General features: G+C 47.3%; 12 protein-coding genes. 10 read left to right on the top strand and 2 right to left on the bottom strand.

Annotated elements, in window-relative coordinates; all coding sequences use genetic code 11:
- Window positions 1-284: 284 nt before the first annotated feature.
- The 9 genes from AB1797_09020 to metG all read left to right on the top strand — a co-directional run bounded on the left by AB1797_09020 (window position 285) and on the right by metG (window position 10,130).
- Window positions 285-2,129, top strand: coding sequence for an AMP-binding protein (locus AB1797_09020; protein MEW5767751.1), 1,845 nt, complete (start codon window positions 285-287; stop codon window positions 2,127-2,129).
- A gap of 81 nt (window positions 2,130-2,210) precedes the next feature.
- Window positions 2,211-2,426 carry a hypothetical protein gene (locus AB1797_09015; GenBank protein MEW5767750.1) on the top strand — a complete coding sequence of 72 codons (216 nt, stop codon included), beginning with the start codon at window positions 2,211-2,213 and terminating at the stop codon, window positions 2,424-2,426.
- Window positions 2,423-2,812, top strand: coding sequence for a type II toxin-antitoxin system VapC family toxin (locus AB1797_09010; protein MEW5767749.1), 390 nt, complete (start codon window positions 2,423-2,425; stop codon window positions 2,810-2,812). The genes AB1797_09015 and AB1797_09010 overlap by 4 nt, the downstream gene beginning before the upstream one ends.
- A 277-nt stretch (window positions 2,813-3,089) precedes the next feature.
- Window positions 3,090-4,193 carry a Gfo/Idh/MocA family oxidoreductase gene (locus tag AB1797_09005; GenBank protein ID MEW5767748.1) on the top strand — a complete coding sequence of 368 codons (1,104 nt, stop codon included), beginning with the start codon at window positions 3,090-3,092 and terminating at the stop codon, window positions 4,191-4,193.
- A gap of 84 nt (window positions 4,194-4,277) precedes the next feature.
- On the top strand, window positions 4,278-6,182 hold the full coding sequence (locus tag AB1797_09000; GenBank protein MEW5767747.1) for a 6-hydroxymethylpterin diphosphokinase MptE-like protein: 1,905 nt from the start codon (window positions 4,278-4,280) through the stop codon (window positions 6,180-6,182).
- Between the two features lie 352 nt (window positions 6,183-6,534).
- On the top strand, window positions 6,535-6,834 hold the full coding sequence (locus tag AB1797_08995; GenBank protein MEW5767746.1) for a hypothetical protein: 300 nt from the start codon (window positions 6,535-6,537) through the stop codon (window positions 6,832-6,834).
- Between the two features lie 6 nt (window positions 6,835-6,840).
- Window positions 6,841-7,800: a DNA polymerase III subunit delta' gene (gene holB, locus AB1797_08990; protein ID MEW5767745.1), complete on the top strand. Its 960-nt coding sequence runs from the start codon at window positions 6,841-6,843 to the stop codon at window positions 7,798-7,800.
- A gap of 34 nt (window positions 7,801-7,834) precedes the next feature.
- The gene (locus AB1797_08985) at window positions 7,835-8,632 is read left to right on the top strand and encodes a stage 0 sporulation family protein (GenBank protein ID MEW5767744.1); all 798 of its coding nucleotides are present in this window, start codon (window positions 7,835-7,837) and stop codon (window positions 8,630-8,632) included.
- The gene (gene metG, locus AB1797_08980; protein ID MEW5767743.1) at window positions 8,625-10,130 is read left to right on the top strand and encodes a methionine--tRNA ligase; all 1,506 of its coding nucleotides are present in this window, start codon (window positions 8,625-8,627) and stop codon (window positions 10,128-10,130) included. Before AB1797_08985 ends, metG begins: the two co-directional genes overlap by 8 nt.
- A 2-nt stretch (window positions 10,131-10,132) precedes the next feature.
- Here the strand turns inward: metG and AB1797_08975 are convergent, their stop codons facing one another.
- The gene (locus tag AB1797_08975) at window positions 10,133-10,273 is read right to left on the bottom strand and encodes a hypothetical protein (protein MEW5767742.1); all 141 of its coding nucleotides are present in this window, start codon (window positions 10,271-10,273) and stop codon (window positions 10,133-10,135) included.
- A 464-nt stretch (window positions 10,274-10,737) separates the two neighbouring features.
- On the opposite strand from AB1797_08975, the gene AB1797_08970 reads away from it, so the two are divergent.
- Complete coding sequence (locus tag AB1797_08970) at window positions 10,738-10,896, top strand: hypothetical protein (protein ID MEW5767741.1); 159 nt, start codon at window positions 10,738-10,740, stop codon at window positions 10,894-10,896.
- A 10-nt stretch (window positions 10,897-10,906) separates the two neighbouring features.
- Here the strand turns inward: AB1797_08970 and AB1797_08965 are convergent, their stop codons facing one another.
- Complete coding sequence (locus AB1797_08965) at window positions 10,907-11,152, bottom strand: type II toxin-antitoxin system HicB family antitoxin (GenBank protein MEW5767740.1); 246 nt, start codon at window positions 11,150-11,152, stop codon at window positions 10,907-10,909.
- Between the last annotated feature and the right edge of the window lie 800 nt (window positions 11,153-11,952).

Raw genomic sequence — 11,952 nt, 5'->3', positions numbered from 1 at the left:
GGTGGGCACCGCCCACCAAAAAGGCGTAGATGGCGAACAGATTGGTGGGTAATGTCCACCCTACTTCTGCGGAAGGTTAACCGCGCCTAAAGTTTCACAAGAAAATGGATGATTTTGAACCGTCCCCCAATATATGATTTTACTCCTGAAATGGCAGAGGAATCTGTTACTATAGCAACAGAGATTTATGAACTTGTGGAGCGGAAAATTAACGAAGACAAAAGAGTGAAATGCCGTTAGGCGAAATGGCGCGCCAAAAAACAACAAAGAAAGGAGATATTAAGATGTCCGAAAAATTTATGGGTTCTGGATCTACTGTGCCGGCCTTTATTAAAGAAAAGGTGGAATGGGAACGGAAGCCGGCTGACATTGATGCCAATCTACAAGATTATGATGAGGCCTGCCGGAGTTTTGACTGGAAGGAGGTAGAAGGCCAATTTGACTGGGATAAAACAGGCCAGGTAAATGTGGTTCACGAGGCCGTCGACCGGCATGCCGCCTCCTGGAGAAAAAACAAAGTCGCCCTTTATTACTCTGATGACGAAAGAGATGAAAAATATACCTTTCAGGATCTCAAGATTCTTTCCTCTAAATTCGGGAATGTCCTTAAGAAACTGGGGGTTAAAAAAGGAGACCGGGTAGGGACCCTGCTGCCCCGCAGTCCGGAACTTTACATTGGCATTCTGGGCATCAATCGGATTGGGGCTATTCCGGTTCCCCTCTTTGAGGCCTTTATGGAACAGGCTATCGAAGACAGGATGGAGAATAGCGCAGCGGTAGCGATCATTACTAATCAACGGCTCAAACAGCGGATCCCTTATGCCAAACTGCCGGCCATGAAACACACTATTTTAGTGGGGGCCAGGGGTGAAATGCCCAAAGCGGTCTTGAGTGAAGAAGAGGAGACATCTATTATGGTAGGAGATAGTGGGGCATTGTATACTCCCCTGGAAAAAGGCGAGGTAAGCTATGAGGGAGAGATGTCTGTGGCCTCTGAAGATTGTACCCCGGAATGGTTGAGCCTGGATGACGGTCTGATCATTCATTACACCTCCGGTTCTACCGGTCGATCCAAAGGGGCCCTTCATCGTCAATATGCTATGGTAGGGCACTATCAGACCTCAAAGTGGGCCCTGAATCTTAGAGATGATGATATCTATTGGAATACAGCCGATCCGGGTTGGGTGACCGGGACATCTTATGGTGTTTATGGCCCCTGGACCCTGGGTATCAGCAGTGTGGTTTTAGGAGGGCCATTTGGGGCGGCCAGGTGGTATAAGACCATTGAAAAATACAAGGTTACTATGTGGTATTCCGCCCCCACGGCCTATCGCCTGTTGATGGGCGCCGGGGAAAAGGTAGCCAAAAGATATGACTTAAGCAGTCTTCGTCATATCTGCACCGTGGGCGAGCCTCTTAATCCTGAGGCCCTGCGCTGGATAAGAAAGATCACCGGACTGGCTCCCCATGAAACGTGGTGGATGACAGAAACAGGCATGCAGCTTATCTGCAACTATCGCAGTATGGACTTTAAGATCGGGGCTACAGGCAAACCCTTTCCCGGCACTTACGCCACGGTGGTAGATGAGGAAGGAAATGAAGTGTCCGCCGGTGAGATGGGGCATCTGGTAGTCAGACCTGGCTGGCCGTCAATGATGCGAACTATCTGGGGTGATGAGGAGAAATTCCAGGAATATTTCCGAATTAAGGGCTGGTATCTAACCGGTGATTCTGCTTACAAGGATGAAGACGGTTTTATCTGGTATGCCGGACGAGCGGATGACGTCATTAAGACCTGCGGTGAAAGGGTTGGGCCTTTTGAAGTGGAAAGCGCCCTGGTTCAACATCCGGCCGTAGCCGAGGCCGGCGTGATTGGCAAACCGGATCCGGTCAGAGGTCAAGCCATTAAGGCCTTTATTACCCTTCGTGAGGGGTATGAGCCTTCCGATGAACTAAAGCGTGAAGTAACTCAGTTTGTTAGGGAACATCTGGCTACTCACGCCGCCCCTCGAGAGATTGATTTCAGAGACAAACTGCCTAAGACCAGAAGCGGGAAGATCATGCGCCGTGTCCTTAAGGCCTGGGACCTGGGCCTGCCCACGGGGGATATATCTACTATGGAGGACTAACTGACCGAGGCGCAGAGATAAAGTAACTACTCAAAACTAAGTTAGGCTGTTCAGAATAATACATGAAATGGGGGTTTATCAATGGAAGCTTATCGAATTAAAAAAAGAATTACGACAAACGGTGTATTACACCTCAATGCTCTCCCATTTCAAGAGGGAGAATTGGTTGAGGTCATTATCTTAGGTTGGAGGGGGAAAGTGCGTAAATCAATTCCTTCACCGTTGCGTGGTAAAGTACTCGAGTATATTGACCCCACAGAACCAGTAGCTCAAGATGATTGGGAGGTGCTGGGTTGATATTGTTAGATACACACATTTGGATCTGGTTTGCAGATGAAAGTGAGCAACTTACTGAAAAGCACAAACAAGTTATAGAACAGCATAGGGCAGACGGTTTAGGTGTGAGTGTCATATCATGTTGGGAAGTTGCTAAATTGGTAGAGTATAATAGGCTGAAATTGGCATGTCCAATTGAAGAGTGGATGGAAGTCGCAACAACCTTGCCAGACATACAGTTAATCGAACTAACGCCCAGAATTGCAATAGCATCAACAAAACTACCCGGCAATTTCCATCGTGATCCAGCCGACCAGATTATTGTTGCTACGGCTCAAGTTTACAATCTTGGATTACTGACAATAGACGAAAGGATATTAAAATACGATCATGTTCTTACATTATGATTGTCTAACAACTCGCTGCAGCCGATCGCCAAAGGCGGTGGCTGAGCTTTTCGTTCCCCCTGGAGCGTAGCGACGGGGGGAATGCGGCGGTGAGCGGTACTGCCTGGTTCTCCCCTCCGCTTCGCTCCGGGGAGAACCAGGCAGTGGAGACGGATGCCCTTCGGGCACCGCTCACCGCCGCATTAGGCAGTTAGTTGGGAGACAAAGCAAAATTCCCTCTCCCTTGATGGGAGAGGGATAGGGTGAGGGTGAAATTGGCGGGGAGATAAAGGGTTGGATGGATAAATATAAAGTAGGCATTATTGGCTGCGGTCGGGTGGCCAGTATCTTAGAGCACGACAAGTTGAGAGGGCATCCCTGCACCCATGCGGGGGCTTATGCCGCCGTTGACAAAACTGAAATAGTCGCCGCCTGTGATATAAATGAGGACAGGCTTCGTTGTTTTGGAGAAGAATGGGGGGTTAAGGCCCTTTATCAAGACTACCGTAAGATGCTTGAGCGCGAAGACCTGGATATAGTCAGTGTTTGCACCTGGGGTGACACTCATGCTGAAATAACCATCGCCGCCGCCGAAGCCGGAGTAAAGGGTATCATTTGTGAAAAACCAATCGCCCTTTCACTAATTGAGGCCGATCAGATGATCAAGACGGCCAAGAGATGTAATACCGCCTTAGTTATTAACCACGAACGAAGATGGAGCGCCAACTATCACCAGGCCAAAAGATTGATTGAAGAGGGAGTAATTGGGGAGTTAGCGCTCATAAATGCCAATGCCTTGGGGGGCGGCTATGGATGTGTTTGGAATAGTGAATCATCCCCGGTGATCTTAGAGGACTATACCCTTGTCCGTGACGGAACTCATCTAATGGATATGCTCACCTTCTTTGCCGGAGAACCGGCTTGGGTTTCAGGATTTGTGGAGATGAAGCCGCATGAAACAGGCGTTTTTGTCTCAAATGTCGCCCATGGGATTATTTATTTTAAAAACGGTGTAATAGCTTCGGTTGAGGGTAGCGGAGGCAGAGAGTATTTTAACTTTGAGCTGGACATTCAGGGTTCAAGAGGCAGGATCTTGATCGGTAATGAGTCCCTGGCTATGTGGGAAACAGACGTCAGTCCCAGGTATGAAGGCTTTTGGGAATTAGCCGAAAGGCCTTTCCCTGACCCAGCCAGACAAAAAAATATCTTTATTGGCGGGGTGGAAGATGTAATTGAATGTATCGAGACAGGTAAAGAGAGTATCTCCAGCGGCCATGAAGCCCGGCTGGCCCTGGAAATGATTATGGCTATTTATGAATCGGCCAGACAGGATGGCCTGAAGGTAAAAATACCCTTAACTGTTCGCTCTTCACCCCTTGAAACTATGAGGAACAAAGGATAGGCTGAAGGCTGAAGACTGAAGACCGTCCCTAAAAGCCTTCAGCCTAAAAGCCTTCAGCCTTCAGCCTTCAGCCTATTTTATTAAATGGACAAAGATAACCAACTTTATGGGAATAATCTCAAGCTGCTCAGGTATATCGAGCCTGAGTTGGCCCGGCAAGTCGAGAATATTCAACCGTCAGGCGAAATTGAAGTTATCCCTGCTCGACAGGGACTGCCTACTCTCAAGATAGGAAACAACTTCCTTCACAGCCGATATGATCCCCTGAAAGAAGCCGGCCGGTTTATCCAGGCCTATGATTTGTCTTCAGCCAGTCTTATTGCGGTCTTTGGTTTAGGGTTGGGCTATCACGTCCTGGCCATGGTCAGGCACCTTAAGCCGGGTAAAAAACTGCTCATCCTGGAAAAGGACTTCGGCATATTAAAGACCGCCTTACAATTGATCGATCTCAGGCAGATCCTGCAATGGAAAGGCCTCAAATTAATAGTCACCCCGGACCTCGCCGAGACTAAGGATGAGATTAGCGGCTGGCTTGATATTGTCCAACTAACCAACATACTGACCATCGAACATCCCCCTTCGATTTTGCTGTCTCCCGCCTATTATCACCAGGCAAAAGAAATCCTCTATGCCGTTGTCTCGGAGAGGCTTAGGGATACCCTGACCAGAATGGTTCTGGAAAACCTGTGGATGGAGAACATTCTTAAGAATATTACCCCTATCCTTTCCTGCCCTGGAGTCAGTGCCCTATTTGGGGCCTTTGAAGGCATTCCCATTTTTATCATCTCGGCCGGCCCCTCCTTAGCCAAAAATATGGAGGAACTCAAAGCCGCCAAAGGCAAAGGGGTCTTAATGGCCGTGGATACAGCCCTGAAGCCGCTCCTATCCCGGGAGATAATTCCCGATATAGTTCTCTCGATCGATGCCCAGCCTGAAAGTTTTAAGGACTTTGAGGGAGTAGCTGGCGAAGATATTACCCTTATTGCTGACTGTATCGCCTACCCTGAGGTAATCAAGAATTTTAAAGGCCCTATTATGTTCAGTTCCACCGCTAAGGCCGAGGGCAAAGAAAAAGAAGGACTAACTTTCGTGATAAATCCTCTCGTGAGCTGGTTAGAGGAGCGAATCGGCTCCAGAGGACATCTTCAAAGCGGAGGTTCTGTGGCCACTTCTGCCTTTGATCTGGCCAGACTTTTAGGGGGTAATCCCATCATCTTCGTGGGTCAGGACCTAGCCTTTACCGGGGAGCGAATGTATGTGGACGGCGTGGCCTATGTGGAAGAGCGAATAAAAAAACACCGGGGGAGGTTAGACGAGTCCACCTTAAAGGAGGAGTATGTCGAAGAAATCCTAAGAAAGAGGCGAAAGAATCTGATTAAGGTGCCGGCTATCGGCGGCGGGGAGGTCTTAACTGATCGGATGACCCTCTATGCCTATCTCAAGTGGTTGGAAGAAGGCATACCCAAAGTGAAAGCCAGGTGCATTGATGCTACCGAGGGGGGGGCTTTAATCAGGGGAACAGAGGTGATGACTCTTAAGGAAGCCATTGCCCAATATTGTGCTCAGCCTCAGCCCATAAATCGGATACTGGAAGAGGTCCGGTCCGTATACCAGGTTCCTGACAGAAAAAATTTGGCTACAGCAATGACCGGCGTAATAAACACACTCTCTTATCTGGAACACATCTGCCAACAGGGCATAGAACTTACCTACCGCCTTTCCCATGACCCATCCCCTAAAGTCATTGCTTCTTTAGAAGACATTGACCGACAGATAAAAGAGAAAGGGGCCGAAGTCGCCTTTGTGGGCACAGCCATTCAAGGGATTACCCTTTCCATAGCCCGGGCCTTAGCCCAGGGTAAGGTTAAAGACAAGCAAGCGGTGATGGCTCGCTCGCTGGCTCTTTATCAGGGGATATTAGAAAGCTCTCAGTATATGAGGCATCTTTTCCTTGAGGCCAGAGAAGAGCTGAGCCCATTTTATCCTTGACAATAGACTTCCGGCTATGATATTATTAAGACTATTATATTATTAAGACTATTGTAACCGTTCAGGTATAGCTGCACGGATTAGCACGGATAAATAACACAGGACAGAAGGCGGAAGTGTAGGGACAGGGCTTGTCCCTGTCCGTGCTTGTCCATGTCCGTTCTGTAGACGGACAACCACAAGGGTTGTCCCTACAGCCTAAGGACAGACCCGAATCACGGACACGGCTCACGGATTTTCCGTGTTTCATCTGTGTGCATCTGTGGCTGAACGGTTACGATATTATTAAGACTATTAAGAGTCTATCCCAAAACCCCAGACAGAAAATATCATATCCATTGGAGGGGATATTATGAGCCCAGTGAGAGCATATGAGGAAGTAATAGACTTCATTGCATCTGGAACGAGGCCAAGTAATCTCATTAACTTTCAACCATCGAATGCGGTAAAAGAGCGTGTGGCAGACTTAATTTACCGGGAAAAGACTACCGGTCTTTCACGGGATGAAAAGTCGGAATTAGATCACTACATGCAGTTGGAACACCTCATAAGGCTAGCGAAGGCACGCGCTCATAATTCTGGAACGACAAATGTTGATTGCTATATAGGGAGGTATCCCCCTGCAGCGGCAATAGCTCGTATGCGGAAGTGAGAAATAGTGATAACTCCATCACCCTTTAGTCAGATAATAGGCCAGGCATATGCCGTCACTATGCTGGAAAAGGCCCTGCAAAGTAAGCGCCTCGCTCACGCCTATCTTTTTTATGGTCCGGAAGGGGTGGGGAAGGCCCTTACGGCAAGAGCCTTGGCTAAAGCTCTAAATTGTGAAGAGCAGTATTGTCTGCCGGATAGACCCTGCTCATCCTGCCGAAAAATCGAGGCCGGCCTCCATTCTGATGTGGAAGAGATAAAACCAGAAGGGAGTTTTATTCTGATCTCCCAAATCAGGGAGATCAGAAGCCGAGCAGCCTTCAAGCCCCTGGGCAGAGAAAAAAGGGTATTCATTATCCCTGAGGCAGAACGGATGACTACTGAGGCAGCTAATGCCTTTTTAGTTACCCTGGAAGAACCACCGTCTGAAACTATTATTATTCTCATGACCCGTGACTATGAAGCTGTTTTGCCTACTATTTCCTCACGCTGCCAGGGATTAAGATTCAGTCCCCTGCCATACCAGGCCCAGGAGAAGGTGTTATTACAGTGGGAAACCGCTCCTGAAGCTATCCCTTCCCTGATTCATCTTTCAGGAGGGAGCTTAGGTCGGGCGAAACAGTATTTAGCTGAAGACCTCTTAGAAAAAGAACAGATGGTGGTCGGTTGGCTAAACCACATTCTCAGCGATGGTCCTTCAGCCGTGTTTTCTCTCTCGGCAGAACTCCCCTCATCCAGGGATGAGGTCTGCGACCTCTTAGATCTCTTTGAGCTTAATCTTCGCCGCCGTCTTATCGGCCAAATTGAAGGCAAGCCGGGGAGCAATGAAAGGACTCGAATTGGCCCCGGGAGATTAGAGAAGTTAATTGAGCTTATCGAGGAAACCAAAAGACTAATAAAGGGATCGGTTAACCTTCAGCTCGCCGTGGAAGTGATGGGGTTGAAGGTAATTGAACTGGCCTCGTGAGTTCGGATTAATCGCGATCCATGAAGGAGACCTAATGTTAGAAATCATAGGCATTTGCCTTCCCAAAGAAAATAAGCTATGTTATTTCAGCATCAATACTGAAAAAATTAAACTAAAGCGAGGAGATATTTGTGTAGTCAAGACCGACCGGGGGATAGAATCAGGCTTAGTAGCCGAAGAGGCTAAGGCTATCGAGGAAAGGGGAGATGAAGGCTTCTTCCCGGTGGTCAGAAAAGCGACCCCACAAGACCTGGAACAGTTGGCTTATAATAGAAAACGCGAAGAGAGGACCTTCAAGATATGTCAGAAAAAGATTAATGATCGTGATATGGACATGAAATTGATTACTGTTCATTATACCCTTGATGGCTCAAAGATCACTTTCTACTTTACGGCCGAAGGACGAACTGACTTCCGGGAGCTGGTTAAAGATTTGGCCTATGCCTTTAAAACACGGATAGAACTTCGCCAGATTGGGGTAAGGGATGCAGCCAAGATGTTTGCCGGCTTTGGCTTATGTGGACAACCCCTCTGCTGCAGCACCTTTCTAAAACGGTTTGACTCGGTCTCTATCCGCATGGCCAAGGAACAAAACCTTATCCTGACCCCTTCCAAGATATCCGGCGTATGTGGACGATTAATGTGCTGCCTATCGTATGAATACGGTGATTATGCCAAGTTCCGGAAACACTGCCCTAAGTTAGGCACTCAAATAGAAACCCCCGAAGGACGAGGCAAGGTGGTTGAAATTGATCCTATGCGGTGTAAATGCCTGATTCAACTGGAAAATGAAAGAAAGATAGACCTGCCGGTGGAAGAACCGAATGCCTGAAAAGTTTTATCTTACTACCCCCCTTTATTATGTGAATGACATCCCCCACCTAGGCCATGCCTATACCAACGTGGCGGCTGATTGTCTGGCCAGATATAAACGTCTGGCCGGATTTGACGTCTTTTTATTAACCGGCACAGATGAGCACGGTCAAAAGGTAGAAGAAGCCGCCAGAGCCGCCGGCAAAGAACCAAAGAAATTAGCGGATGAAGTAGTCGGTAGATTCCAGGAGTTATGGACGAAATTAAATATCTCTTATGATGATTTTATCCGGACCACCCAAAGCCGACATGTAAAGACGGTGCAAGCCATCTTTAAGCGTATCTACGAAAAAGGGGATATCTATCTGGGCGATTATGAGGGCTGGTATTGCACCCCCTGTGAAAGCTACTGGACAGAACGGCAACTGGATAAGGGCCTGTGTCCAGCCTGTCACAGACAAACCCAGTGGCTGGCCGAAAAAAGCTACTTTTTCAGGATGTCAAACTACCAGGACCGGCTTTTAGATTATATAGACCGTCATCCTGACTTTATTCGCCCTAAAACGAGGGAAAGAGAGATCAGGAATCTGGTGGCAGAAGGCCTCAGAGATTTATCCATCACCCGGTCCTCCTTCAACTGGGGCGTGCCTGTTCCCCTGTCCGGAAGCAAAGATGTCATCTATGTGTGGTTTGATGCCCTGATAAATTATGTAACCGGCGTCGGCTATATTGATGATGAGGAAGGATTCAGCCGCTATTGGCCGGCCGATTGCCACATTATAGGCAAAGACATCTTGAAATTCCACACCGTTATCTGGCCGGTTATGCTTATGGCGGCTGGAATTTTACCCCCCCGGCGGGTCTTTGCCCATGGCTGGTGGACCATAGAAGGAGAGAAGATGTCTAAGTCCTTGGGGAATGTGGTTGATCCCTTCCAGGTAGCGGATGAGGTCGGCGTGGACGGGTTGCGCTATTTCCTTATGCGAGAGGTCCCCTTTGGTCTGGATGGAGATTTTTCATGGCAGAGCCTTATCCACAGATATAATAGCGACTTGGCTAATGACCTGGGGAATCTCGTTTCTCGAACCCTGACCATGATTGAAAAGTACTTTAACGGTGAGATCAATCCTTCGTCAGGTGAAGATTTAGCTGAGGCCGCCCTGGCCATACCAGACAAAGTAGATCAGGCCATGAATGAATTAGAATTCCACCAGGCCCTAATCGCTATCTGGGAATTGATTAGTGTTTGCAATAAATACATTGATGAAAACGCCCCCTGGGTCCTGGCCAAAGACAAAACTAAACAGTCTCGATTGGCTACGGTGATGTATAATCTGGCCGAAGCCCTCCGGTTTATCGGGGTGCTTATCTCACCCTTTATCCCGGCTTCCGGCGAGAAGCTCCTGAACCAACTCGGGGTTACATCTCAAATGAAGATGGATTCTCTCCAGGAGTGGGGTGTGTTACCGCCTCACACCAAAGTGGCTAAAGGCAAACCCTTATTCCCCCGATTATAGGATTACCCGGTCTCGATCCTCGATCCTCGATGCTCGATGCTCGATGCTCGATCCTGGATACTGGATCTTTTACCAGCATCGAGGATCGAGCATCCAGCATCGAGCATCATGGGATGGAAATATAGGTAGTAATTACCCCTCATTATTTCCCCTCCTGTAAGTGTTCAGCCACTAAGCTTCGTGTCCTGGTGGCGTGAACGGTTACAAAAAATATTCGACCTGTACGGTTAGGCTGAGCCTTGGAAACCGCTAAAGCGGTTAGGATTCTATATGTTGTCTTATTCGCATCACCCTGATAAATCAGGGTGCTAATCTCAGTAGAAATGGGGATATTAATCTCGATAGAAATGAGGAGATGATGAGAATAGCACCCCGATTTATCGGGGTGAATCGGTAGAGAACAAGTCCCCCTCCTAACCGCTTCAGCGGTTTCTTAACCGTACAGGTCGAAAATATTTAAAAAAGTTGTTGACATCCCAGTTATGGTTATGATAAAATTGTTTTATATAACTCCTTGTATATCAAAGTGATACCGTTGTAGGCACTAACATAACGTTACTTTTTTAACATAACTCATTGGTAGCAAAGAACTTATGACCAAAATATTATGTTCCCTCTGTGGAACATCCGCTGGATACTCGATACAGGAGACTGGGTCCTTTACCAGCATCGAGCATCGAGGATCGAGCATCGAGCATCGAGGGGTGTTCGGCTAATCATTGTGGCTATCGGTTGGGACCGGGGGGAGGAGAATAAAGGGCGATGAACATCGCCCCTCAGTGTAAATGCTCTCTGTTTTTTAATAAGCTAGAGTAACGCTCTTGAGGGATATTACTGCCTTTGTGACCTATGCATAGCTCTTCCAGGCTGACCCCTAATTCCCTGGCCGATTCCATATAAAAATTGACTACTTCCTTTAATCGAGCCACGGCTTTATCAAGAGTATGCCCATAACTGTATACCTCTAACTTCGGACAGGAGGCAATGTAGGTTTCATCCTTATCCTTGTATACTTCGATCATAAAATCCATTAGTGCTGCCTTTCTTGCTTCGATGTAGGATTAGGGCCTTTGTTTCTCTTGTCATTCATATCGGCATATCTGGCCCAAACCTTTAGGCCTTTATACCGCTTAATTTCAAAGAATTTTAGTAACTACTCAGCCACCACATATTGATTTTGAAGCTTACAGAACACAATATATTGTGGTTCGTCTCCTTTTATAGGTTGCATAGAAAGCCGTTTTTTAGGAATTTTAGCTAACTTTTAAACACCTAAACACAATATGTTGTGGTTTCGCTAGGTAAGGCTACTATATAGAGGCTGAGTAGTTACGAATTTTATTGATATCCAGCCAACCATCCTGGATACTTATAGTTAGGGGCATATCTTTCATTCCTTTCCAATCCGTAACTACTCAGCCACAAAGCCACTAAGGCACGAAGAGAATAATGGAACAGATGAACAAAGACACGAGAGCTAACAGCGCATCAACCTGACGCGGATTAGCCGCGTCAGGTTTTCGGGTTTGGTGGCTGCCCGTGCAGGTTATGGAAATCGTTAGTTGTATAATGGACCCAAAAAATCGGACAGTATGTTAAGTTACAGTTGAGGTCAAAAAAGAGGAGGTTGATGAAGAAAATGAGGGCAAATTATCCCCCGGCCTTTAAGGCAAAAGTAGCATTAGTTTAAAAAAATACGGCATTGTCCCAAATCCCCTAAAAAAGGGCTGAAAAACTGGTAACAGTTTGGAGAACATTATGCCTCGCCTCAATCACGTTATTATCTCCACAACTATGGGGGGTAAAAGTCTTTTCCTTGTCT

This window comes from bacterium (genome assembly GCA_040753085.1).
Classification (GTDB): Bacteria; UBA9089; JASEGY01; order JASEGY01; family JASEGY01; genus JASEGY01.
This window is presented reverse-complemented; position numbering and strand designations above follow the sequence as displayed.

What these genes read in the sequence shown, in the direction of transcription:
- AB1797_09020 (MEW5767751.1), top strand. Translation starts at nt 285, where the DNA reads ATGTCCGAAAAATTTATGGGTTCTGGATCTACTGTGCCGGCCTTTATT.
- AB1797_09015 (MEW5767750.1), top strand. Translation starts at nt 2,211, where the DNA reads ATGGAAGCTTATCGAATTAAAAAAAGAATTACGACAAACGGTGTATTA.
- AB1797_09005 (MEW5767748.1), top strand. Translation starts at nt 3,090, where the DNA reads ATGGATAAATATAAAGTAGGCATTATTGGCTGCGGTCGGGTGGCCAGT.
- AB1797_09000 (MEW5767747.1), top strand. Translation starts at nt 4,278, where the DNA reads ATGGACAAAGATAACCAACTTTATGGGAATAATCTCAAGCTGCTCAGG.
- AB1797_08995 (MEW5767746.1), top strand. Translation starts at nt 6,535, where the DNA reads ATGAGCCCAGTGAGAGCATATGAGGAAGTAATAGACTTCATTGCATCT.
- AB1797_08985 (MEW5767744.1), top strand. Translation starts at nt 7,835, where the DNA reads ATGTTAGAAATCATAGGCATTTGCCTTCCCAAAGAAAATAAGCTATGT.
- metG (MEW5767743.1), top strand. Translation starts at nt 8,625, where the DNA reads ATGCCTGAAAAGTTTTATCTTACTACCCCCCTTTATTATGTGAATGAC.
- AB1797_08975 (MEW5767742.1), bottom strand. Translation starts at nt 10,273, where the DNA reads ATGAGGGGTAATTACTACCTATATTTCCATCCCATGATGCTCGATGCT.
- AB1797_08970 (MEW5767741.1), top strand. Translation starts at nt 10,738, where the DNA reads ATGTTCCCTCTGTGGAACATCCGCTGGATACTCGATACAGGAGACTGG.
- AB1797_08965 (MEW5767740.1), bottom strand. Translation starts at nt 11,152, where the DNA reads ATGATCGAAGTATACAAGGATAAGGATGAAACCTACATTGCCTCCTGT.